Source organism: Domibacillus sp. PGB-M46 (assembly GCF_022668875.1).
In the GTDB taxonomy this organism is placed as follows: domain Bacteria; phylum Bacillota; class Bacilli; order Bacillales; family Domibacillaceae; genus Domibacillus.
This window is the reverse complement of the sequence record NZ_JAKGCR010000004.1, coordinates 132,514-154,569: the sequence shown is the minus strand read 5'-3', so window position 1 is coordinate 154,569 and position 22,056 is coordinate 132,514. Positions and strand designations below refer to the sequence as shown.

At 44.6% G+C, this 22,056-nt stretch carries 25 protein-coding genes; 18 read left to right on the top strand and 7 right to left on the bottom strand.

Going from position 1 to position 22,056, the window contains the following annotated elements; translation table 11 throughout:
• The first annotated feature begins 181 nt into the window (after positions 1–181).
• The 5 genes from parE to L2D08_RS06655 all read left to right on the top strand — a co-directional run bounded on the left by parE (position 182) and on the right by L2D08_RS06655 (position 7,562).
• A complete protein-coding gene (gene parE / locus L2D08_RS06675) occupies positions 182–2,158 on the top strand; it encodes a DNA topoisomerase IV subunit B (RefSeq protein WP_242232976.1) in 1,977 nt (658 codons plus the stop codon).
• Positions 2,127–4,586 (top strand): DNA topoisomerase IV subunit A, encoded by a 2,460-nt coding sequence (gene parC, locus L2D08_RS06670; protein WP_375337565.1) that lies wholly within the window; start codon positions 2,127–2,129, stop codon positions 4,584–4,586. Before parE ends, parC begins: the two co-directional genes overlap by 32 nt.
• A 371-nt stretch (positions 4,587–4,957) precedes the next feature.
• The gene (mscL, locus tag L2D08_RS06665; protein WP_242232974.1) at positions 4,958–5,338 is read left to right on the top strand and encodes a large conductance mechanosensitive channel protein MscL; all 381 of its coding nucleotides are present in this window, start codon (positions 4,958–4,960) and stop codon (positions 5,336–5,338) included.
• Positions 5,339–5,475: 137 nt separating this feature from the next.
• Positions 5,476–6,345, top strand: coding sequence for a TetR/AcrR family transcriptional regulator (locus tag L2D08_RS06660; protein ID WP_242232973.1), 870 nt, complete (start codon positions 5,476–5,478; stop codon positions 6,343–6,345).
• A 20-nt stretch (positions 6,346–6,365) separates the two neighbouring features.
• Positions 6,366–7,562 (top strand): MFS transporter, encoded by a 1,197-nt coding sequence (locus tag L2D08_RS06655; RefSeq protein WP_242232972.1) that lies wholly within the window; start codon positions 6,366–6,368, stop codon positions 7,560–7,562.
• A gap of 30 nt (positions 7,563–7,592) precedes the next feature.
• Here the strand turns inward: L2D08_RS06655 and L2D08_RS06650 are convergent, their stop codons facing one another.
• A complete protein-coding gene (locus tag L2D08_RS06650; RefSeq protein ID WP_242232971.1) occupies positions 7,593–8,216 on the bottom strand; it encodes an HAD hydrolase-like protein in 624 nt (207 codons plus the stop codon).
• Between the two features lie 153 nt (positions 8,217–8,369).
• Here L2D08_RS06650 and map point away from each other — a divergent pair, with 153 nt between their 5' ends.
• Together map and L2D08_RS06640 are read left to right on the top strand one after the other, a co-directional pair.
• Positions 8,370–9,113, top strand: a complete 744-nt coding sequence (gene map, locus L2D08_RS06645) for a type I methionyl aminopeptidase (protein WP_242232970.1) — start codon at positions 8,370–8,372, stop codon at positions 9,111–9,113.
• Positions 9,114–9,227: 114 nt separating this feature from the next.
• Complete coding sequence (locus L2D08_RS06640; RefSeq protein WP_242232969.1) at positions 9,228–10,253, top strand: metal ABC transporter solute-binding protein, Zn/Mn family; 1,026 nt, start codon at positions 9,228–9,230, stop codon at positions 10,251–10,253.
• 17 nt (positions 10,254–10,270) lie between these two features.
• On the opposite strand, the gene L2D08_RS06635 is transcribed toward L2D08_RS06640, so the two are convergent.
• Positions 10,271–10,867: a YitT family protein gene (locus L2D08_RS06635; RefSeq protein WP_242232968.1), complete on the bottom strand. Its 597-nt coding sequence runs from the start codon at positions 10,865–10,867 to the stop codon at positions 10,271–10,273.
• 117 nt (positions 10,868–10,984) lie between these two features.
• On the opposite strand from L2D08_RS06635, the gene L2D08_RS06630 reads away from it, so the two are divergent.
• The 8 genes from L2D08_RS06630 to L2D08_RS06595 all read left to right on the top strand — a co-directional run bounded on the left by L2D08_RS06630 (position 10,985) and on the right by L2D08_RS06595 (position 15,721).
• Entirely contained in the window at positions 10,985–12,355 is a 1,371-nt protein-coding gene (locus tag L2D08_RS06630; RefSeq protein ID WP_242232967.1) for an aldehyde dehydrogenase, read from the top strand.
• 58 nt (positions 12,356–12,413) lie between these two features.
• A complete protein-coding gene (locus L2D08_RS06625; RefSeq protein ID WP_242232966.1) occupies positions 12,414–12,929 on the top strand; it encodes a hypothetical protein in 516 nt (171 codons plus the stop codon).
• A 115-nt stretch (positions 12,930–13,044) separates the two neighbouring features.
• Positions 13,045–13,245: a cold-shock protein CspD gene (gene cspD / locus L2D08_RS06620; protein WP_242232965.1), complete on the top strand. Its 201-nt coding sequence runs from the start codon at positions 13,045–13,047 to the stop codon at positions 13,243–13,245.
• Positions 13,246–13,463: 218 nt separating this feature from the next.
• Entirely contained in the window at positions 13,464–13,814 is a 351-nt protein-coding gene (locus L2D08_RS06615) for a hypothetical protein (RefSeq protein ID WP_242232964.1), read from the top strand.
• A gap of 142 nt (positions 13,815–13,956) precedes the next feature.
• Positions 13,957–14,256: a hypothetical protein gene (locus L2D08_RS06610; protein WP_242232963.1), complete on the top strand. Its 300-nt coding sequence runs from the start codon at positions 13,957–13,959 to the stop codon at positions 14,254–14,256.
• 58 nt (positions 14,257–14,314) lie between these two features.
• Positions 14,315–14,944 carry a metal-dependent hydrolase gene (locus tag L2D08_RS06605; RefSeq protein ID WP_242232962.1) on the top strand — a complete coding sequence of 210 codons (630 nt, stop codon included), beginning with the start codon at positions 14,315–14,317 and terminating at the stop codon, positions 14,942–14,944.
• 120 nt (positions 14,945–15,064) lie between these two features.
• Complete coding sequence (locus tag L2D08_RS06600; RefSeq protein WP_242232961.1) at positions 15,065–15,469, top strand: sporulation protein; 405 nt, start codon at positions 15,065–15,067, stop codon at positions 15,467–15,469.
• Positions 15,470–15,583: 114 nt separating this feature from the next.
• Complete coding sequence (locus L2D08_RS06595; RefSeq protein WP_242232960.1) at positions 15,584–15,721, top strand: hypothetical protein; 138 nt, start codon at positions 15,584–15,586, stop codon at positions 15,719–15,721.
• Between the two features lie 92 nt (positions 15,722–15,813).
• Here L2D08_RS06595 and L2D08_RS06590 read toward each other — a convergent pair whose 3' ends face one another.
• From L2D08_RS06590 to yfkAB, 4 genes are read right to left on the bottom strand one after another with little or no spacing between them, the layout of a single operon-like run.
• Complete coding sequence (locus L2D08_RS06590; protein ID WP_242232959.1) at positions 15,814–16,095, bottom strand: DUF6509 family protein; 282 nt, start codon at positions 16,093–16,095, stop codon at positions 15,814–15,816.
• Positions 16,096–16,112: 17 nt separating this feature from the next.
• Positions 16,113–17,498, bottom strand: coding sequence for an aminotransferase-like domain-containing protein (locus L2D08_RS06585; protein WP_242232958.1), 1,386 nt, complete (start codon positions 17,496–17,498; stop codon positions 16,113–16,115).
• Positions 17,464–18,003 (bottom strand): peptide-methionine (S)-S-oxide reductase MsrA, encoded by a 540-nt coding sequence (msrA, locus tag L2D08_RS06580; RefSeq protein ID WP_242232957.1) that lies wholly within the window; start codon positions 18,001–18,003, stop codon positions 17,464–17,466. The genes L2D08_RS06585 and msrA overlap by 35 nt, the downstream gene beginning before the upstream one ends.
• A complete protein-coding gene (gene yfkAB, locus L2D08_RS06575) occupies positions 18,000–19,127 on the bottom strand; it encodes a radical SAM/CxCxxxxC motif protein YfkAB (RefSeq protein WP_242232956.1) in 1,128 nt (375 codons plus the stop codon). The genes msrA and yfkAB overlap by 4 nt, the downstream gene beginning before the upstream one ends.
• 217 nt (positions 19,128–19,344) lie before the next feature.
• On the opposite strand from yfkAB, the gene L2D08_RS06570 reads away from it, so the two are divergent.
• From L2D08_RS06570 to L2D08_RS06560, 3 genes are all read left to right on the top strand, one after another.
• Entirely contained in the window at positions 19,345–19,506 is a 162-nt protein-coding gene (locus L2D08_RS06570) for a hypothetical protein (protein WP_242232955.1), read from the top strand.
• A 122-nt stretch (positions 19,507–19,628) separates the two neighbouring features.
• The gene (locus tag L2D08_RS06565; RefSeq protein WP_242232954.1) at positions 19,629–20,294 is read left to right on the top strand and encodes a hypothetical protein; all 666 of its coding nucleotides are present in this window, start codon (positions 19,629–19,631) and stop codon (positions 20,292–20,294) included.
• Positions 20,295–20,398: 104 nt separating this feature from the next.
• A complete protein-coding gene (locus L2D08_RS06560; protein ID WP_242232953.1) occupies positions 20,399–20,728 on the top strand; it encodes a hypothetical protein in 330 nt (109 codons plus the stop codon).
• A gap of 79 nt (positions 20,729–20,807) precedes the next feature.
• Here the strand turns inward: L2D08_RS06560 and L2D08_RS06555 are convergent, their stop codons facing one another.
• Complete coding sequence (locus L2D08_RS06555; protein WP_242232952.1) at positions 20,808–22,049, bottom strand: glutamate-5-semialdehyde dehydrogenase; 1,242 nt, start codon at positions 22,047–22,049, stop codon at positions 20,808–20,810.
• Positions 22,050–22,056: the final 7 nt, after the last annotated feature.

The window sequence follows — 22,056 nt, the reverse complement described above, 5'->3', positions numbered from 1 at the left end:
ATTCATTTTACCATGAGGGTTACGGCGGCGGTAAAATTATTTCGGTTGATTCTCGAGGAAAAGTAACGTACTCTTTAAAACGGAATTAGCAAAGAGATTGGTGAACCGCTGCTTTTTATGATATCATAGTTAAGAACATACGTTTTATGTACGGGTGTTGGAAAGAGAGGAGATTTAGTTCATGGCGGATGCAACAAAACAATCAACTTACAATGAAGACTCCATCCAGGTTCTTGAGGGACTTGAAGCGGTTCGAAAGCGCCCTGGAATGTATATAGGGTCGACAGACAGCCGTGGGCTTCACCATTTGGTGTATGAAATCGTTGACAATTCGGTTGATGAAGCGCTTGGCGGACATGGAACCGAGATTAACGTTACGATCCATAAAGACAATTCAATCAGTGTGCGTGACTACGGGCGCGGAATGCCAACGGGCATGCACCGCACGGGCAAGCCGACAACGGAAGTGATTTTAACTGTGCTTCACGCAGGCGGAAAATTTGGACAAGGCGGCTATAAAACAAGCGGCGGCCTGCACGGGGTAGGGGCTTCTGTTGTCAATGCCCTGTCTGAATCGCTCACGGTTACAATCTGGCGGGACGGCTTTCAATTCGAGCAGCGTTTTGAAAAAGGCGGCCGTCCAGTTACGACACTTGAGAAAAAAGGGAAAGCAAAATCAACCGGGACACAAATTCATTTCAAACCGGATGAAACAATTTTTTCAACGACCGTTTTTCAATTTGACACGCTGAGCGAACGGTTAAGAGAGTCAGCATTTTTGTTAAAGGGCTTGAAAATTACGTTAGAAGATAAGCGAAAAGACCGTGAACAAAAAGAAGAATACTTTTTTGAGAACGGGATTGAAGAGTTTGTTAAATACTTAAATGAAGAAAAAGACGCGCTTCATCCAGTTGTGTCGTTTGAAGGAACACAGAACGAGATCGAAGCAGAATTCGCTTTTCAATTTAACGATGGTTTTTCTGAGAACGTGCTGTCGTTTGTCAACAACGTGCGCACGAAAGACGGCGGTACACATGAAGCGGGTGCACGGGCAGCTATGACGCGTACATTTAATGAATATGCGCGCAAGAACGGTCTGCTGAAGGAAAAAGATAAAAACCTTGAAGGAACGGACATTCGAGAAGGGCTGACGGCCATCGTATCGGTGCGCGTCCCTGAGCATCTTCTCCAGTTTGAAGGGCAGACAAAAGGAAAGCTTGGAACCGGGGAAGCCCGCTCGGCAGTCGATCAAGTCGTATCTGAAAAAATGCTGTATTTTCTTGAAGAAAACCAGGATGTAAGTGCGCTTCTGATCAAAAAAGCGATCAAAGCGGCGCAAGCGAGAGAAGCTGCCCGCAAAGCCCGGGAGGATGCCCGGAACGGCAAAAAGCGCAAAAAAGGGGAATCGGTGCTGTCCGGAAAGCTGACGCCGGCCCAGTCGCGCAATCCTGAGCGTAATGAGCTGTACCTGGTTGAAGGAGACTCGGCCGGCGGTTCTGCAAAGCAAGGACGTGACCGCAAGTTTCAAGCGGTGCTGCCGCTTCGTGGAAAAGTTATTAACACAGAAAAAGCAAAGCTTGCGGATATTTTTAAAAACGAGGAAATTAATACTATTATCCATGCAATCGGCGCCGGGGTTGGCCCGGACTTTGCCGTGGATGATGCCAATTATGATAAAGTTGTGATAATGACAGACGCCGATACAGACGGCGCTCATATCCAAGTGCTGCTGCTTACGTTTTTCTACCGGTATATGAAGCCGCTCATTGACAGCGGTAAGGTGTATATTGCCATGCCGCCGCTTTTTAAAGTATCAAAAGGAACCGGAAAAAAAGAAGTAACAGAATATGTGTGGACTGAGCGTGAACTCGATGCGCTGCTCAAAAAAATGGGCAAAGGAACCACCATACAGCGTTACAAGGGTCTTGGTGAGATGAATGCCGACCAGCTATGGGAAACAACGATGAACCCTGAAACAAGAACGCTGATCCGGGTAACCATTGATGATGCCGCACGGGCGGAGCGTCGTGTAACCGTCTTGATGGGGGATAAAGTAGAGCCGCGCAGAAAATGGATCGAATCCAACGTGGCGTTCGGATTGGAAGAGGAAGCCGCGCTTTTAGAAAATGAGCAGCTGGCTGGCAACAGGGAGGAATAACGAATTGGAAAGTGAACACATTCAAGATTTGCCGCTTGAGGACGTCATTGGCGACCGATTCGGGCGGTATAGTAAATATATTATTCAAGAACGGGCGCTTCCGGATGCCCGGGATGGACTCAAACCGGTACAGCGCCGTATTTTGTTTTCTATGCATACAGAGGGGAATACACACCAAAAGCCGTTCCGGAAAGCCGCCAAAACGGTCGGAAATGTAATCGGTAATTATCACCCTCATGGTGATACATCGGTGTATGATGCAATGGTACGCTTGAGTCAAAACTGGAAAATGCGGACACCGCTCATTGAAATGCATGGCAACAACGGGTCAGTCGATGGGGATCCGCCTGCGGCGATGCGGTATACGGAAACAAGACTGTCAGCGATTGCCGGTGAATTGCTGACAGATATTGAGAAAAGAACCGTTGATTTTATTCCAAACTTCGATGAAACAACCAATGAGCCGGTTGTGCTGCCGGCAAGATTTCCAAATCTGCTTGTGAATGGATCAACAGGGATCTCAGCAGGATATGCCACGGAAATTCCTCCCCACCGACTTGATGAAGTGATTGACGCTGTGATTATGCGGATGGAAAAACCGGATTGCACAGTGGAGGAGTTAATGACTGTTCTTCCGGGTCCGGATTTTCCAACCGGCGGTATCATTCAAGGTGTAGACGGCATCGAAAAAGCGTATAAAACCGGAAAAGGAAAAATGATTGTCCGCGCCAAAACGGAAATTGAAGATATGCGTGGAGGACGTCAGCGGATTGTCATTACAGAAATACCATATGAAGTAAACAAAGCATCACTTGTAAAGAAAATGGATGATTTGCGCATCGATCGAAAGCTCGACAGTATCGCCGAGGTTCGGGACGAGACTGACCGGACCGGACTGCGGGTCGTGATTGATTTGAAAAAAGAAGCAGATGCAGAGCTGATTTTAAATTATTTATTTAAAGCGACGGACCTGCAGATTTCGTATAACTTTAACATGGTTGCAATCGCCAATAAGCGTCCTGTTTTGATGGGGCTGCACCGCCTTCTCGATGCTTATATTGAACATAGAAAAGAAGTTGTAACCAACCGGTCAGCTTATGATTTAGAGAGGGCAAAAGCCCGCCACCATATCGTAGCGGGGCTGATCAAAGCACTGTCTATTTTGGACGAGGTGATTGCCTGCATTCGCTCTTCAAAAGATAAACAGGATGCTAAGCACCGCTTGATGGATCAATTTGAATTTACGGAGCCGCAGGCTGAAGCAATTGTGACATTACAGCTTTACCGCTTAACCAACACAGACATTACCGCGCTTCAAAAAGAGTCGGCTGAGCTTGAAAAAACGATCAAGCAGCTGGAAGCCATTTTAGGAAGTGCGAAAAAGCTTGAATCGGTTATTAAGCGTGAATTGAAAGACATGAAGAAAATTTATGCGACCGAGCGCCGCACCGTGATCGAAGCAGAGATCCAGGAAATTAAAATCGATCAAAAAGCAATGATCCCAAGTGAGGATGTAATCGTTTCTGTTACGCGGGAAGGATACATTAAACGGACCGGTACGCGCTCTTATTCCGCTTCTGGCGGGCTTCCGGCCATGAAAGAATCGGACGGGCTGTTATTTAAGCGCGAAATGAATACAACAGATGTACTGCTCGTTTTCACAAATAAAGGCAGCTACTTGTATTTACCGGTACACGAGCTGCCGGATATTCGCTGGAAAGACGCCGGCCAGCATGCATCGGGCATGGTCAGCGGCTTTAAGGATGAATCGATTGTGGCGGCTTTTCCTGTACGTGATTTTTCTGCCGAGCGATATGTACTGCTGGCCACAAAAGACGGCATGATTAAGCGGACAGAGCTTTCGCAGCTGAGCGTACAGCGCTATTCACGGGCGTTGACGGCTATGAATGTCAAGGGTGACGATGAAGTGTGTGCAGCGGCCCTTACAGACGGCAGCAGTGAAATTTTAATGATTACGCATTACGGCTATGGCCTGCGGTTTCCAGAAGAAGAAGTACCTGTGGTTGGACCGCGTGCAGCCGGCGTAAAAGGAATCAGCTTAAAGGATGAAGATTATACCGTTGCGGTTATTGTATCGGACAGCGTAGAGGAATCGTCGTTTATCGCCGTTACAAACCGCGGATCGGCAAAACGGGGCGGGCTCGATCAATTCGAGCAGACAACGCGTGCCAAGCGCGGCGTCGTGCTGCTTCGTGAGTTGAAAACAAATCCACACCGTATTGTCGGTGCAGCAAAGCTTGATGAAGACCGGGACTATTATGTACGGATGAAAAAAGGACCGGATGTAAAAGTGGCTGTCCATACTTTGAAAAAAGTAGACCGTTATTCAAATGGTTCCTTTGTTGTAGACGAAAAGGAACAGGGCGCTGTAGAACAGCTTCTTGTAACGGAAAAAGAAGAAGCCTGACTAAAAAGCTTCACGCCTTCACAGCGTGAAGCTTTTTAAGTTTCTTAATGTGTTTATTTAATTATGTGCAAAATTCAAATCAGATTGCAATAAAACAGAAAAACCTTATATAATATAAAAACTGAAAGTCAATCAACAGAGGGGGCGGGAATATGCAATGGCTGGCCGGTTTTCTGTATGTATTGGTTTATGCAGTCCCAGTTTTTTTTATTACGTTGTTTATTAAGCTTTTTAAGTCCGAGCAAAGATGGAATAGAAGGGAAAAAATGAAAAAGGACGACCTTGCTGAAAAATAAGCTCCTTTTCTGCTAAAATGTTTTTTATGCCTGTTTGCAGGATATAAAACAGTGAAGCAGAAAGGAGGAAGAACCATGCTGAAGGAATTTAAATCATTTGCGATGCGGGGCAACGTGATGGATTTAGCCGTCGGGGTGATCCTCGGAGCCGCTTTTGGTAAAATCGTTTCTTCGCTTGTGGCTGATGTGATCATGCCGCTTGTTGGGCTGTTAGTTGGCGGAATCGACTTTTCAGGCTTGTCTTTTACATTTGGCAAGGCTGAGGTGAAATACGGTATTTTCATTCAAACTGTTGTGGATTTTGTTATTATTTCATTTTCCATTTTTTTGTTTGTTAAATTATTTAATAAGCTTTACACAAAAGAAAAAAAAGAAGAAGAAGCACTGCCTTCTTTAACAAAAGAAGAAGAGCTTTTAACGGAAATACGTGACTTGCTGAAGTCAGGCAGGCAGTGACCCGATACCCGGACAAACCGTCCGGGTATCTTTTTAATATTTATTTCGTTTTACGAAACATTTTTCGTGTGTTTTAGGACAGCCTATGCTAAGATTGACTTCGCGGTCAATTAAAAAACTATTCGGTTGGTGGAGAAATGAATGGCAAAAAAAGAAAAATCCTGCTGACGGCGATGAGGCTCTTTTCAACAACAAGCTTTCAGCAAACGTCCATGCAGCAGATTGCGGATGTATGCGGGCTGTCAAAGGGAAGTTTATACACGTACTTTAAATCAAAAGAAGAGCTGTTATCCGATATATTCGAGTATTACTATCAGGTGCTGCACGATCAAATTGCAGCGGCGAAAAACGAGTCAGACAGCCATGAAGAACATTTTATCCGGGAGATGGCCATTCGAGCGCGGCATTATTATGCCTTTCAGGAATTTTTTATGATGCAGCTAAAAGAAATACGCGGCCTTGAAGATTCATCTTTACATGATTTTGTCCGCCAGGAAAGTATTCAGCTGAGAAAGCGGACGGAGGGACAGATTGCTGCTATCTACGGAGAAGAAATCATTCCATATGCACCAGATTTGAACACTTCCATAAAGGGAATGATGATATCGTACTTAGGAGAAATTATTGAACAGGATGTCCAGCACGATTTTGACCGCCTGGCCCGGCATTTATTTCACCAGTTGAACGCCTCAGCTCTTTGGATGCTTCAGAACAAGCCGGAGCCGTTTTTTAAAGCCTCCGGGTCTGATAAGGAAGCCGGTTTGTATGCAGAAAGTGTTCATCCCCTTTATTTTATTAAAAAACTGAAAGCCCTGGCGGAAGGGGAACAGGATGCTTCTTTTGCACTCGACTCGATCGCGCTTTTAGAAAAAGAATTACTTGAAGTAAACCCGCGTGCCGCCGTCCTGACAGGGATGATTTTTAATTTGAAAAGCCTGCCGCATATGAAAGCGATGGCTGAAGAGCTTGAACAGGCAGTCGGCAAAATGCCTAAAACGATTTATTAAGACAAGAAAGAAGGATGTACATGTCAAGACAAGATATTCAGCAGTTTCCATTGCTGATTTTAATGATGAATATGTTTATCGTCATGACGGGAATTGGCCTGGTGATTCCGATCATGCCAACCATTATTCATGAATTTGGGGCCGGCGGAAAAACGTTTGGATTTTTAATTGCAACGTTTGCGTTTGCCCAGTTTTTATTTTCACCGCTGGCTGGAGACTTATCAGACCGATACGGACGAAAGAAATCTATTATTTTTGGTCTTCTGCTGTTTTCTGCCGCCCAATTCTTATTCGCTTTTTCTAATCACCTTGCTCTTTTATATGCATCCCGCGTGATTGGCGGTATCGGAGGCGCTTTTATGATTCCATCGATGATGGCATTTGTAGCTGATATTACAACAGTTGAAACGCGGGCGAAAGGGATGGGGCGCCTTGGAGCGGCCATGTCATTTGGATTTGTAGTGGGACCGGGTGTCGGCGGCTTCCTGGCAGCATTCGGGCTTCGGGCGCCGTTTCTGATTGCCGGTGCGGTAGCGGCATTGGCAGCGCTGATCTCCGTTTTTTTCTTGAGTGAACCAGCGAAAGAACATGTACAAGCCATTGTAAAAAAACGGGATCCGCTTGTGAGACAGCTTGCGCTTTCTTTGAAAAAGCCTTATTTTATTTTGCTTGTTATGATGTTTACACTCTCTTTTGGACTGGCTAATTATCAATCTACCATCAGCTTATTTACCGACCAAAAGTTCGGCTTTAGCCCGTCAGACATTTCAATTTTAATGGTAATCGGCGGCTTGATTGGTGTGATTGTCCAGGCGTTTGTGCTTGACCGTGTGCTGGAACGATTTGGGGAAGTTCGTGTCATGAATACGATGCTCGTTGTTGCAGGAGTTTCGATGCTCGGTATTTTATTTGCAACCGGCTTCTCGTCCGTTTTACTTATTTCAGCTGTGTTTTTTACCGCTGCTTCCCTGCTGCGCCCCTCCATTAACACAACCATTTCAAAAATGGCAGGAAGCGAGCAGGGATTTGCAGCCGGTATGAACAACGCCTATATGAGCATTGGCAATATGATTGGGCCGGCTCTTGCAGGTACCCTGTTTGACGTAAATATGGGGCTTCCTTATATTTTTGGGGCTGTCATTATCGGTGTTACGCTTCTGATCTGCATCCACTGGGCAAGAGGAAGAAAGCAGAGCACCGCAAGTTCAGTTCATTAAAAAAGTGCGGACTAAAGATCCGCACCTTTTTTATGTCCGCAGCGCAAAATCAACAATATCGTCTGGGACAGCCGCTTTGGACGCTTCGCCGGAAATGAGAGATTCATGGTCATATCCCCACGACGCCCAGACGGCCCGCAGTCCGCTTTTCATGCAGGCATCAATATCACGCTGCTCATCGCCTACATAAAAAACCTCTTCCTGTGAATAATTGTACTGCTTCAATAATTTTTTGATCATTTTATCTTTACTGAAGATGTACTTGGAAGAAAAGATATCATGAATGTAATGAATCCCATTCGATTTTAAGCAGTGGTTAATAATATCTGATGCATTAGATGAAATGATCGCAATGTGAATGCCGCGGCTGCTTAACTCATCAAGCATTTGTTTAATGCCTGGGAACAGCGGAAGAGAGGCCTTTGATTCACGTATAAAGCGGTACAGCTTCGGAGCCGCAAATGGGATGCTGCGCATTGGGAAATTTAAATGGCGGCAGCGCTCAGGAATGCTCATTTTTTTTAAATCATCAAGTTCTTCAATCGAAACTTGATTATAACCCTCTTTTTCGGCAAAATCATTGTATGCCTTTATAAATATTTGAATAGAATCAGAAAGGGTACCGTCAAAATCAAAAATGATGCATTTCGTCATCGAAATCACTCCTTCAGTCGGGATGGTATCGGCTTATAGTATTAGTTTAACATTGCATGGGTGCATCAAACATGATCCATACATATTTTCAACAGATTCTTAACATTCTGCTATAATAAGTAATGGAAAATTAAAAGTGAAGGAATGGACTTAATGATTGTAAAAACAGATGAAGATATTCAAGCACTCCAAAAAATTGGAAAAATCGTCGCGTCGATTCGCGATGAAATGCGCGCTTTCACAAAACCAGGCGTGACTACAAAAGAAATAGATGAACTGGGCGGCCGCCTGTTTGCGCAGCATGGTGCGATTTCAGGGCCAAAAGGGGAATACGATTTTCCAGGCTTTACGTGTATTAGTGTAAATAACGAAGTGGCCCACGGTATCCCTGGAAGCCGTGTGATTCAAGAAGGAGACCTTGTAAATATTGACGTTTCCGGGTCACTTGACGGCTACTTTGCTGACACCGGTATTTCCTTTGTGGTAGGCGAGGGCGATCCTGTTTTAACGAAATTATGCCAAACGGCAGAGCAGGCTTTTGAGCGAGGCTTAATGAAAATCAAAGCAGGCGCAAAGCAAAACCAAATTGGGAAAGCAGTCGCAAATGAAGCGCGCCGCAATGGATTTGAGGTCATTAAAAACTTAACCGGGCACGGAATCGGCAAATCACTCCATGAAGCACCTGATCATATTTTAAACTATTTTGATCCGTGGGATAATGCGCTTTTAAAAGAAGGAATGGTGATTGCGTTTGAACCGTTCGTTTCAGAAAAAGCCGATATGATTAAAGAGTCAGGAGATGGATGGACGTTTGTAACACCAGACGGAAGCCGGGTAGCGCAAATAGAACATACGGTTATTGTCACGAGAGGCGAGCCGATTATTTTAACGAAATAACGAGCAGGCACCCACCTTTTGGCGGGTGCTTTTTTAAATCGTAACAATTACTGTTTACAAATCGGAATGATTACTATATTATTAAAGAAACATTTGATTCTGGAGGATATACAAGTGAAAAAATGGACAGCAGCGGCAGCTGGCTTGCTTTTAATGCTGGCAGCTTGCGGAAATAAAGAAAATGAAGCAGCGGATACAAAAAAAGAAGCGGATGACACATTGACGGTTTATACAACGATTTATCCGCTTCAATATTTTACCCAGCGTATCGGCGGTGATACGGTGAAAGTAGAAAGCATGCTGCCTGCCGGAGCAGATGAGCATACGTATGAGCCAACATCCAAAACGATATTAGATATCGCTGGAGCTGATTTATTCCTGTATAATGGCCTTCAGTTGGAGCCGTTTGCAGATAAGGTAACCGAGACCCTTTCTTCTGAAGATGTGCATGTGGTAAATGTAGGTGAGCAGGTGGACCTTGATTCGGCACATGACCACGGGCCAGAAGAACATAGCGGTAAATCGGAAGAAGCAGCAGAAGAGCATAATCATGAATCAGAAGAAGCAGCAGAAGAGCACAGCCATGAATCAGAAGATGGGCATAACCACAGTGGAGTGGACCCGCACATCTGGCTGGATCCGCTGTTAGCAGAACAAATGGCCGAGATTGTAAAGGAAGAACTGGTTGAACTAAACCCGGATGAAGAAGCTCTTTATACAAAAAACTATGAGGCGCTGGCAGCCGAACTTGAGCAGCTGGATGAAGATTTCCATACAATGGCAGATACAGCAGCACATAAGGAAATTCTCGTGTCTCATGCAGCGTATGGCTACTGGGAAAAATCATACGGTATTGAACAGCTGAGTGTGGCCGGCATATCGTCTACGGATGAGCCGTCACAGAAAGAGCTGAAAGATTTGGCTGATACAGCGAAAGAGCATAATATTCACTACATGATTTTTGAGCAAAACGTAACGCCTAAAATTGCTGAGGTGATTCAAGACGAAATTGGGGCAGATTCTCTCCGCCTTCACAACCTCGCTACACTGACAGAAGAAGATATTGAACAGAAACAGGATTATATGTCGATTATGAAACAAAATATTGAAACGTTAAAAACAGCGATGAACGACAAATAAAAAAGGCACTTCCGAAGCTACTGCTTCGGAAGTGCCTTTTTTTGCACAGGATGAACCGCAGCAGATTGAATAAAATCAATCACCCGTGATGCAATCCATTGACAGACAATCGCATAAAGGATGGTTTTAACATCAACCACGATTCCCGTTGCAATTAAAATCAGCGTGTTTATGTAGAATAATGTTCGTCCCGGTGCCCAGTTCCGCCATTTTGACAGAATAAGCGCCGCGATATCCATGCCGCCGGAAGAAGCACCGGCTTTAAACAGGATGCCAAGCCCAATTCCAAACAAAAGGGCGCCGGCCGGAAGATCAAGCCAAATTGTTGCGGGTGGAACAATAAAAACCGGTGTTAAAAAATGAATAATGATCGCTGTAACCGATACACAATACATGGTGCCGGCCGCTGTTTTCAAGCCAAGCCATTTAAAGGCCAGGACGATCATGATGGCGTTCACTCCCCAGATTGTTGCCGCATAGGGAGTATGAAGCACATGATTCATCATAATGCTGATACCTGCTGCACCGCCGGAAGAAATGGCGTGCGGAAATAAAAAAATCGACATTGCTGCTGCTTGAATGGCGGCACCAGCTGTCCAAAGCAATATGTTCACAACCTTCACCCCTCTGTGTCATCATAGCGCACTTTACCCCAAATTTGAAGGTGTTTTTTGACGCTCCTATAGGAGACTGTTAAACTAAAAGAAATATACATACAGGGGTTGATAAGCATGAATGTGGCCGATATGATGCAGGCCCAGAAGAATTTTTTTGATTCAGGCGTCACCCAAAGTATCGATTGGCGAATCGAGCGCCTAACAGAGTTAAAGCAAGCGATAAAAAAGTATGAAAACGAGATTTCAGCAGCACTGCACCGAGATCTACGCAAAAGTGCCTTTGAAGCGTATACAACAGAAATCGGTTTCTTATATGAAAGCATTCGATACATGCAGAATCATCTGAAGGAATGGGCAGCGGCGGAAAAAGTCGCTACACCTTTATACCAGCAGCCGGCGGAAAGCTATATTATTCCGGAGCCGTACGGGAGTATTCTTATCATCGGCCCGTTTAATTATCCGTTTCAATTGGTCCTTGAACCGCTGATCGGTGCCGTTGCAGCTGGAAATACCGTTGTGGTCAAGCCTTCCGAAAGCACCCCGCACACCTCTGCTGTGATTAAAAGCCTTTTAGAAGAACTTTTTGAGCCCGGGTTTATCGGTGTCCAGGAAGGTGGAAAAGAAACGGTTACCGCTTTGCTAGAGGCTCCTTTTGATTATATATTTTTTACCGGAAGTGCCTCAACAGCAAAAGTAGTAATGGGTGCAGCAGCTAAGCAGCTGATTCCCGTTACATTGGAGCTCGGCGGCAAAAGTCCGGCTTTCGTAGACTATTCAGCTGATTTAAAACAAGCCGCCCGCCGGATTGCATGGGGGAAATTTACAAACGCCGGCCAGACATGTGTAGCACCGGATTATGTACTCGTACATCAAAATGCAAAGGGCGCTTTTTTGGAAGAACTGCAGCTTGCTGTGCATGATTTTTACGGAGCAGCGCCGCAGGAAAGTCCTGATTTTGCGCGTATTGTGAATGAACGGCAGTTTAACCGGCTGCACGCTATGCTCGAGCGGACGAACGGGCGCCTTCTTATGGGCGGCGCAGCAGAAAGGGAAGACTTGTTTATTGCGCCTGCTGTGGTTGAAGCCGAGTGGGACGATGTATTAATGGAAGAAGAGATATTCGGTCCAATTTTGCCTGTCCTTACTTATGCGGAGCTCGATGAGGCCATTAAGAGAGTCAAACAGCTTCCTAAACCGCTGGCGCTTTACGCGTTTACAAAAGAGGCAGCAATGGAAGAAAAGCTTATTTCTTCCATTCCGTTTGGCGGTGCTACGATCAATGATACGCTTCTTCACGTATCAAGTCCGCATCTTCCGTTTGGCGGCGTCGGATCTTCCGGCATGAATGCCTATCATGGAAAAGCAAGCTTCGATCTTTTTTCCCATAAAAAAAGTATTCTGCGCAAAAAATCGTCGCTTTCCATGCCATTTTTGTATCCTCCTTATGAAAATCGCGTGCAGATTATGCGGAAAATTCTGCGCTGAGAAGGGAAACCAGGCATGCAGGTGGAATGTAATATGAAAAGAAAAAGGGGGGAAACGTGTGCCGATTAGTCTTGAACGATTAAAAGTGCCGGATGAATTTGTTCTAACACAGGAAGAAGTACTTGAAGCCGTAACGGAGCATTTAATGGCTCAAGGATGGACGGTCCAGCTTGAAGCCGCAGCCGGGAGCCATGATCTAATCGCCGCTAAAGGGGACTGGTACGCTTACATAAAGTGTAAAGGTTCACGCGGAAAACGCCAGCAGGAAGGCATGGTTTATGACAACAACCAGCTGCGGGGCAATACAGGAGACCAGATTGAAAAGCTGATTCGTGCTCAGGGAGAAGCTGAAAACCCAAGCTTGTTTATTATGGCAAATCCAGGGCTTGACCGAATGAAATGGGTTGTGTCAAAGCTTGAGACCGGTCTTGATAAGCTTGATATCATCCGCATGTGGGTCTACCCGGACCGTACGATAAAGTGGGATATTCCAGCACATCTTTTGCAGATAGCAAGGATGCTTGAAATTGAGAAAAATGGAAAGATTGCGGTTGCACCGCCTAAAAAAAGATGATATAGTAAAGACAGTTGTTCGTTCGTTTCAAATGATATCACATTACGTGCTTCATCTTGAAATAGCAGCAAACAGCAAGAAAAGATTTGCGTATTAAGCGCGAGGAGGACATAACATGCTAGAAGGTAAAGTAAAATGGTTTAACGCAGAAAAAGGCTTCGGTTTTATCGAAGTTGAAGGACAGGACGATGTATTCGTTCATTTCTCAGCTATTCAAGGTGAAGGCTACAAATCACTTGAAGAAGGTCAAAATGTGACATTTGAAGTGGTTGAAGGACCACGTGGCCCACAAGCTGCTAACGTTGAAAAACAATAATTCTGAATGAAACCATAACAGGTGAAGCAAATGCTTCACCTGTTTTACATTTTTAAAGTCTTTTTTTAAAAGCACAAATTGCAAGCGCTGTCAATATCATTATGGTTATTTGTCACAAAAATGCTACATTTTTCTGAAGGAAATAGGTGTTTTTTTAGAAAAAACGAGTAAAATAAGGGTGGCAAATAGATGAATAATGAAAGATCAGGAGGATGAGTATGATCTATATGGCAGCAGCTGTCGTTGCAATGATTGCTGGAATAGTATGGGCAAGCCGTGTATTCTCTGGACATAAAGTAGAAGAAGGAGTGCTTGTTGTTAAAAATGGCACCCAGGAAACCTCTATTCCAACGAATGAGATTGTGGAAGTGTTTGAAATGGGTGAAATATCAAAGGATGCATCCTTCTTTGAAAAATATATTATCCGTCCTTACGTCAAAAAGGAACGGATTGCGGTTTATACCCGCTCAAATGTTTCTTACTTTTTTATCCTGCGCAACCCAAACCGTTTCGTAAAAGCGATAAAAGCGCAGAATCCACAAGTGTTTATCAAAGCAAAAGTAATGTAAAACGGAATAAGTTCCGTTTTATTTTTTTGTGTAAAAATGAACCGTAATAATATTATGTAAACTTAAGAATGGTATTTACAAATGGAATAGAAGCTGTTATTTTTAAGTAGTCGCGGTGAACAAAAAGGAGTTATCAATAAAGATGGCAATTTTTACAGACGAGCAGGCGCAGGCAGTTGTAACCGAATCATCCTACAGCTGGAAGAAAAACTGCGTGAAAGTAGAAAATGGGTACTTAAAAAGCACAGGGATGGTAACGAATACAAGGATACCGATCAAACACATCGATACGGTTGTTTATTCTTACAACCCTAAAAAGCCGGCTATTGTTCCAGTGCTGAAAATTATCGGCAAGGGCACTGTATTATGCGAAATGGAAATTTCTACAGAGCATATTGAAGCAGTACAAGACTGGATGCTTCAAGTTATGGACAATTTATAAAAGTAAAAAGCCGTCCGGTAAAAGGGCGGCTTTTTATATGATGAAAGGATGAGGAATCATGAAAGGATCTTCTCATATGGCGATTGGGGCTGCTACAGGGGTAGGCATAGCTGTCTGGTCTCAGTCTTCAATCGTTGAAACAGCTCTTTTCGGTTTTGCCGGAGCAGTTGCCGCGTTAGTTCCCGATCTGGATGTGAACGGAAAGCTGGCAAATAAAATTACGGTAGAAAAGAAATGGCTCGTGTTGTTTTTTGCGGCAGCCGGTGTGCTGCTGGCTTTATACAGTTACTTTATGCTGTTCGGTGTAAAACAGGTAACCGGCTTTCTTGTCAGTCTTGGACTGCTGCTTCTGCCAAGACTGTTTATTAAGCAAAGAACATCATTGTTTTTAACAGGCGCGGCCGCCGCATATGCAGGATGGTACATACAGGAAACATGGATTGTTTACAATGGGTTATTCATTATATTTGCTTCTGTTGTTTCTCATCGGACATGGACGCACTCTTTTATCGGATTAATTCTGTTTTATTTCGTTGCCGCTGAAATTGCCCAAAGGTTCCCGATTCAGGGGCTTCAAACTGTTTTAATGCTTGCATACTTATCTCATTTGATCGCCGACATGAAACTGCTTCCATACAATAAAAAAGGAACCAAGTTTTTTTATCCAATATGGAAAAAAGAATTTTGACCGCTTGCCGTTTATTTTATTAATAATGCATTATGTGCAAAATTCAAATAAAATAAATAAAAAAAGTTATAAAAACATCCTGTTCAGGGAAAAGAAAACTAAAAACAGGAGGAACTGTACATGTGGAAAGATTTTTTCTCAAGCATTGGCATAGGAAGCGTCAAAGTAGATACGATGATAGATCAAAAAACGGTATCGCCGGGAGAAACAATAAACGGTTATGTCCACATAAAGGGAGGAAAAGTGGAAGAGCCGATTGATAAAGTTCAACTATTGCTTTATCTTCAGTATGAAGAAGTAAAGGAAGACAGTGATTTTTCATGGCATGAGAAGCATTTTCAAGAAGTGATCCTGCCATTTAAACGGAATATAAAAGCAAGCGAGGCACATAGGATTCCATTTTCTATCAAGATTCCTTTACAGAGCCCTAAAACCGATGAAACACATAAATGGTTCCTACGCACAAAGGTTTTTATTGATCAGGCCGTAGATCCAGAGGATGAAGACGAAGTGATGATTCGTTAAAAAAGCAGAAATCTTTCTGCTTTTTTTTATCGAAAGAAATTGACAACCCTTTCATTCTGTTATATATTAATTAACACAAAAACAAATTGTTATATAACAGAAAGGGTGGCAAATATGGAGATGTACCGGGAAGCATATGAATATTATTTGGAAATGTGCAAGGCGTTTGGCATTAAAAAAATTCCGTTTTACCGTTTTATGCACAACTTAACAGAAGAGCAGATGAAGTTATATATTCAAAAAGCCCAATAAGGAGGAAGGGATTGATCGTTACGGAAACGGCTGTTAGTGAAGTTATGTAAAAACCCCGTCCGCATTGATAGAGCGAACGGGGTTTTTACTGTTTAGGAAAGGTGGGCAGCGCAGTATTCGCGAACCATTTCCACTTCATCTTCTTCTAGTTCAAAATCCAATACGCTGTCATCTGTGCGGTTATGCAAAAACAAACCGGCTATGTGCTGGCCAGATTCCGTTACTGCGTACAAAACGCGGATATAAAAGCCTTCTGGTGAATACAGCTCATCTTCTTCATCTACGGAAGCAAAAAGGCGATATTCGTATCGATCTCCTTCCAAAATTCCAAATGGATCTTCTATTTTTTCAAGTGTATGTTCTGTAATGACCATGTGTGATACTCCTTTAGTTATTTTGATAAAGCAACAATCCATTTTTTCATCCGTTTGATGCCTTCCTCAAACTGATCAGGGCGGGCATATCCGTATGACAGCCGAATCGCCCGTGACGTACCCTCTGTATAAATACTTCCTGGATGAAATAAAATCCCTTCATTTAGTGCTTCTGTATATAACTCTCTTAAAGAAATAGGCTGGTTCAAACGAAGCCAGACAAAAAAGCCGCCGGTCGGCATTGTCCATTGCGCGACATCTGACAGGTGTCGCTGAAGTGACTCAGAAGCCGCCTGCCGCCGCTTTTTCAGCTCTTTCCGGACAAATTCAAGGTGATGCTCATAAAGCCCTTCACCAAGCCATTCAGCTGCTACACGCTGCGAGAGTGAACTCGTTCCGTAATCAGCCTGCATTTTCAAGTCTGCCAACCGCTCAATAACGGACTCAGAGCCGGCGATCCAGCCGATCCGCAGGCCGGGACTCAAGGTTTTTGACAAGCTGCCAATATAAAGCACGTTACCGGTCTCATCCATTGATTTTAAAGAAGGCGGCGGCGGTTCATCGAGCCATAAATCACGGTAAATGTCATCTTCAATTACAGGCAGGCGGTTCGTGCTGCAAAAAGACAGAACTTCTTTTCTTCTTGCTTCGCTCATCAAAATACCGGTCGGGTTATGGAAGCAGGGAATGGTATAAAGCGCTCCTTTTTGGCCGGACGTCCAAGTATTCTGCAGTGAATCCAGGTTTACTCCTTCGTTATCCATCTCAATGCCTTTGAGTGACATGCCAAGCGACTGAAAAGTACGGATGGAGTACAGATAAGAAGGCTCTTCGAGTAAAACAGAAGATCCCCGCTCAAGCAGGCCGGACGCAATCAAGCCAAACCCCTGCATAGCACCGGACACAATTAAAATAGAAGGCGGCGCTACCTTGGTTCCCTGCCGGGTCATATAACCGGCAATAGCCTCGCGAAGCGGCTCATACCCGCCCCTTTCTTCATACCCCAGTGAATGGATTTTTCCAGACAGCCGGCTGAGCACGTCGTTTAAATAATTTTCCGGAAACACATCCTCGGCAAGCTCACCTTTACTCAAGTCAATAATCCCGGTATCTGCTGGTAAAGCTTGTGCTTTATCTTCTGCAGGCAGGGAGGCGAGAAGCGACCATGTATTGCTCGCTACAATCGTTCCTTTTCCCATTACGCCCTCGATAATCCCGGCCGCTTTCAGCTGTTCGAGCGCCGCCACGACCGTGCTGCGGTTTACAGACAGTTCTTCTGCCAAAACACGCTGGCTTGGAATTTTCGTGCCAATCGCCCATTTGCCGTGCACAATCTGATCTTTAATCCAGCCGGCAACAGCATCTGACTTAATGCTTCGTTTCATGGTCTGTCCAATGCTCATTTAGGAATTCATCGCGGCCGGACTGTGCCCGGTCCGCTTTATATTCTTCCTCGTGCGTTTGATAAAAATTCTGATGGTAGTCTTCCGCCGGATAAAACGGACCGGCCGGTAAAATAGGCGTCACAACCGGCTTTTTGAACATACCGCTCTCTGCCAGTTTCCGTTTTGACTCCTCGGCCGCTTTTTGCTGCTCAGGAGACAGATAAAAGATAACGGCCCGGTAAGAGTCACCCCGGTCCTGGAACTGTCCTTCGTCATCGGTTGGATCGATTTGCTGCCAGTATACCTCAAGGATTTGCTCATATGAAATAATATCGGCATCATAGATGATTTCAACTGCTTCCTTATGGCCGGTACCGCCGGCCTTTACTTCCTCATACGTCGGGTTTTCCGTGTGGCCGCCTGTGTAACCGGAAATGACGGATTCAATACCGTCCCATTGGTCAAAAGGCTTGACCATGCACCAAAAACATCCACCGGCAAAAATCGCTTTTTCTTTTTTCATTGCTGTACTCCCTTTCTTTCTGTCCAAGCTGTTTGTGTTGTAAAATCTGTATCTGGATAATAAGCTTTTTTAACAAGTAAATTCGGGCCTAAACACCGTACGGACGAGCAATGGCAGGCAATTTCCTTTGCCAATGCAGAACGGTTCCACGTTTCAAAAGAAGATTGAAGAGAGTTGTCTGCAATATTGCCAAGCGACGGTGCATCTGCAAAATCGGTTACGATCACATCACCGGAAAAAATATTCACATTTAATCGCGAGCGTCCATCCGGATCATTGCGCACGGTCACCAGTGGTTCCTGGTGCAGGCGGGTCAGAAGTTCACGATCGCGCTCATTCGAACTGCACGCAAAAAACGGAAGCGTTCCGAACAGCATCCACACACCTGGATCACGAACATCAAGCAAGTGATGGATCGCGCTGCGGGTTTCGTCAAGCGTCAAAGATTCAAGCGCGCTGGCGAAATCACTTGGATACATCGGATGAACCTCATGGCGGGCACATTTCATTTCCCCGACAATTTGTTTGTGAATGTGTTCAAGATGGGGAAGAGTCCGTTTATTCAGCATAGTCTCGGCCGATACCATCACATTTGCCTCGGATAAAATCCGGCTGTTTTCGATCATTCGGCCAAATAGCTTTTCACGCTGGCTGTAGGAAGGTTTGCGTTCCATATTGGCAAACCCGGCTTCCACAAAATCGTCTACAGTGCCCCAGTTATGGGAAATATGAAGAACATCAAGAAAAGGCGCAATCTCTTCATAACGCCCGGCATCAATCGTCAAATTGGAATTCATTTGGGTATAAACACCGCGTCCGTGGGCATATTTGAGCAATGGTTTTACATACTGTTCAACTGATTTTTTGGAAAGCATCGGTTCGCCGCCTGTGATGCTGATCGCGCGCAAATGTGGAATTTCCTCCAGGCGTGACAGGAGCAGCGAAAGAGGCAGAGCCTCAGGATCCTTTGTTTGAAGAGTATAGCCGACCGCACAATGCTCGCAGCGCATATTGCAGAGTGTCGTCGTTGTAAACTCAATATTAGACAGCCGGGCAGAGCCGGACTGATCAATATCCATATAGCTTTCCCACGGATCAAACGCGGGTGAAATGGTTTTTTTCATTTTAAAAACACCTCTTTAATCTTTCAACACATAATTATACCGCTTTTTCACGGAAATGAAAAAGAAAGTTGAGAGGTACATCACTGATCGGCTAAGCAAGGTAGGTGATTGATAAATTTACAATCTTTAATAACATATTTACATATTCTTCATACTTGTACCGTATGATAGTAAGAGAAGCGGCATGACTATTTCCTAAATTGAAAGAGGTGCTTGAATGGGCAAAAGAAGAGGCATTGTCTTGATTGAACAAACTGAACGCAACAGCATGAACCGAAACAGGAAAAACCAAAGAAAGCTGCATCCGTTCAACCTTCAAAGACAGATGAACTCCATTTTTGTACCATTAAAAAAAGGTTACCGGCCGAATCCGCCTTGACTGGCAGGACCATCAGAATAGTAAAAATCATCCATTTCTCCTCTATTATTATCGTATTACTTTTCTTCAAAACAAAAAACAAGTATAGTGTGAGGTAACAATATATGAGGAGGAGCTACATAATGAGGAAAGCAACAGGTTTTATGGGAGCCGCTTTACTGGCTGGAGGACTTCTTGCCGGCTGTTCAGCTGATTCTGAGAATGCATCACCGGAGGAGAACGAAAACACAGCCGAAGAAACAACAACGGCGCCTCAGGAAGAAACAGAGCAAACTGAGCAGCAGACCGAGCAGCAGACCGAGCAGCAAGAAACAGAAACAACAACAGAAACAGAGCAAGCAGCAGATGAAACGGCCAGCGATGCCGAAACGGCAGCTGATAATGCAGCCCAGTCAACCGAAAAAGCCGTTGAGGAAGCGGATCAAGCTACACAGGGTGTGCAGGATGAAGCCAGCAAAGCTGCCGATACGGTAAAAGAAAAAGCGGCTGATGCCGGCGCAGCCATTGAACAGGGCGCAAGCGATTTGACGGAACAAGCTGAAACGGCTACAGAAAATGCGACGGAAGAAGTGACTGAAACGGTGCAGGGAAAAGAAGCAACGGGGACATTTAACGGTGTAGCCGATCCGCATACAGTAGAAATTGAAGTAGACGGCGTACCAAATGCTTACCAAGTAGAAGCTGAAAGTGAAACGATGAAAAAATTTGAATCCATGGAACCTGGCCAAAGTGTAACATTTGTTTATGAAGAAAACGGTGAACAGCTTGTTATTAATGAGGTAAAATAAAGTGAAAAGCGCATCAAAACATGATGCGCTTTTCTCGTTTAAAAGGAATAGGCAAAGGGAAGAAAAAACTATAAGACAGCAAGGATTATAGGGGGATGGGAGATATGAATACATCTGGAATGCTTCGCGGGTATTTGGCTAAAGTAATGGATCAGGAAAGCTTCTTTTTTCACGTAATCAACTGCATGGAAAAACAGCTGGCAGACTGGAATTATGACACGCTTCTTTTATTCAATTGGGACAAACAGGAGGATTACGTTTCCGGTTTGTTTATTATAGACGGCTTCTCGCACTCTTTTACGGTAACAAAACAAAGGCTGAAGGAGCTTCAGGTAAAAGCGCCTTACGCGCTTGATTGCGTATTATGGGAAGCGCTTGTAGAAGATGGATTGATTTTAAAACAAAGCAACTATATTGACAAAGCGTTTATGTAAAAAGCAGCAGGATTTTTCCCTGTCGTTTGAGAGTATAAACAAAATAAAAAAGCGGCGAGAGAAATCTCTCGCCGCTTTTTTATTGACGTATTTGCCCGGATCCGCGAACAAGGGATTTTACGGTTGTAATGGCCGCCAGCCCCATAGGACCACGTGCGTGCAGTTTTTGGGTACTGATGCCAATCTCTGCTCCATAACCGAATTGTTCTCCGTCCGTAAACCGGGTAGACGCATTCCGGTATAAAACTGCTGCATCAATTCCACGGAAAAATAACTCCGCACTTTCTTCATTGTCCGTCACAATTGCCTCTGAATGCTTTGTGCCGTAACGGTTAATATGAGCCACCGCTTCTTTTGTACTGTCAACAAGCTTTGCAGACAGCGTCATAGCCAAGTATTCCTGTCCCCAGTCTTCTTCGGATGCTTCTTTAATATACTCATAGGAATGGGCCAGGTTATCATCGCCCCGTACTTCTACGCCGGCTTCCTGAAGAGCCGCAAACAACTCGCGCTGATAAGGCCAGTTTCGATGAACAAGCAGGCTTTCTGCTGCGTTACAAACAGAAGGACGGTGTGTTTTCGCATTTAACGCGATATCAATAGCCATGTCCTTCTGAGCCGACTCATCAATAAAAATGTGGCAGTTTCCAACCCCTGTCTCAAGAACTGGGACAGTTGCCTGTTCAATCACTGATTGAATGAGGCCGGCGCCGCCCCGCGGGATTAATACATCTAAATATTCATTCAGCTTAAACATTTGAGCTGCAGTGGAGCGGCTTGTATCTTCTAAAAGCTGAATCGCATCTGCGGAAAGAGCAGACTGCTCGAGTGCTTTTTTCATCACCGAAACGAGCGCTTTATTGGATTCGAGCGCAGAAGTGCTGCCGCGGAGCAGAACGGCATTGCCTGCTTTTAAACAAAGGGTAGCTGCGTCAACTGTTACATTTGGACGCGCTTCATATACCATGCCGACCACGCCGAGCGGCACTCGGATCGTTTCTATCTCAAGGCCATGCTCAGTCGTCCACGATTCGACCGTTTCACCAATTGGATCGTTTAGCTTTGTCAGCTGGCGCACCGCTTCAGCAATAGCAGTTAAACGTTCTTCCGTCAGCTGAAGCCGGTCAAGCAGAGAATCGGTAAAGCCGGCTTCACGCCCAGCAGCCATGTCCTGCTCATTTGCCGCTAAAATGTAAGGGGTCTGTTCGATTAAAGCATCCGCAATCAGCAGAAGTGCTTCGTCTTTTTCGGCTGTTGATTTCATGGCCATATCAAAAGATGCTTCTTTCAGCCGTGCTGCTTTTTGTAATAGTTCACTCATGTTTTCC

Excerpts from the sequence above, each read along its gene's own strand:
- cspD (WP_242232965.1), top strand. The coding sequence starts at position 13,045 with ATGCTAGAAGGTAAAGTAAAATGGTTTAACGCAGAAAAAGGCTTCGGT.
- L2D08_RS06595 (WP_242232960.1), top strand. The coding sequence starts at position 15,584 with ATGGAGATGTACCGGGAAGCATATGAATATTATTTGGAAATGTGCAAG.
- mscL (WP_242232974.1), top strand. The coding sequence starts at position 4,958 with ATGCTGAAGGAATTTAAATCATTTGCGATGCGGGGCAACGTGATGGAT.
- L2D08_RS06600 (WP_242232961.1), top strand. The coding sequence starts at position 15,065 with ATGTGGAAAGATTTTTTCTCAAGCATTGGCATAGGAAGCGTCAAAGTA.
- L2D08_RS06590 (WP_242232959.1), bottom strand. The coding sequence starts at position 16,095 with ATGGTCATTACAGAACATACACTTGAAAAAATAGAAGATCCATTTGGA.
- L2D08_RS06560 (WP_242232953.1), top strand. The coding sequence starts at position 20,399 with ATGAATACATCTGGAATGCTTCGCGGGTATTTGGCTAAAGTAATGGAT.
- L2D08_RS06610 (WP_242232963.1), top strand. The coding sequence starts at position 13,957 with ATGGCAATTTTTACAGACGAGCAGGCGCAGGCAGTTGTAACCGAATCA.
- map (WP_242232970.1), top strand. The coding sequence starts at position 8,370 with ATGATTGTAAAAACAGATGAAGATATTCAAGCACTCCAAAAAATTGGA.
- L2D08_RS06615 (WP_242232964.1), top strand. The coding sequence starts at position 13,464 with ATGATCTATATGGCAGCAGCTGTCGTTGCAATGATTGCTGGAATAGTA.
- L2D08_RS06650 (WP_242232971.1), bottom strand. The coding sequence starts at position 8,216 with ATGACGAAATGCATCATTTTTGATTTTGACGGTACCCTTTCTGATTCT.
- L2D08_RS06565 (WP_242232954.1), top strand. The coding sequence starts at position 19,629 with ATGAGGAAAGCAACAGGTTTTATGGGAGCCGCTTTACTGGCTGGAGGA.
- L2D08_RS06555 (WP_242232952.1), bottom strand. The coding sequence starts at position 22,049 with ATGAGTGAACTATTACAAAAAGCAGCACGGCTGAAAGAAGCATCTTTT.
- L2D08_RS06570 (WP_242232955.1), top strand. The coding sequence starts at position 19,345 with ATGGGCAAAAGAAGAGGCATTGTCTTGATTGAACAAACTGAACGCAAC.
- yfkAB (WP_242232956.1), bottom strand. The coding sequence starts at position 19,127 with ATGAAAAAAACCATTTCACCCGCGTTTGATCCGTGGGAAAGCTATATG.
- L2D08_RS06605 (WP_242232962.1), top strand. The coding sequence starts at position 14,315 with ATGAAAGGATCTTCTCATATGGCGATTGGGGCTGCTACAGGGGTAGGC.
- L2D08_RS06660 (WP_242232973.1), top strand. The coding sequence starts at position 5,476 with ATGAATGGCAAAAAAAGAAAAATCCTGCTGACGGCGATGAGGCTCTTT.
- L2D08_RS06585 (WP_242232958.1), bottom strand. The coding sequence starts at position 17,498 with ATGAGCATTGGACAGACCATGAAACGAAGCATTAAGTCAGATGCTGTT.
- parE (WP_242232976.1), top strand. The coding sequence starts at position 182 with ATGGCGGATGCAACAAAACAATCAACTTACAATGAAGACTCCATCCAG.
- msrA (WP_242232957.1), bottom strand. The coding sequence starts at position 18,003 with ATGAAAAAAGAAAAAGCGATTTTTGCCGGTGGATGTTTTTGGTGCATG.
- L2D08_RS06655 (WP_242232972.1), top strand. The coding sequence starts at position 6,366 with ATGTCAAGACAAGATATTCAGCAGTTTCCATTGCTGATTTTAATGATG.
- parC (WP_375337565.1), top strand. The coding sequence starts at position 2,127 with ATGAGCAGCTGGCTGGCAACAGGGAGGAATAACGAATTGGAAAGTGAA.
- L2D08_RS06630 (WP_242232967.1), top strand. The coding sequence starts at position 10,985 with ATGAATGTGGCCGATATGATGCAGGCCCAGAAGAATTTTTTTGATTCA.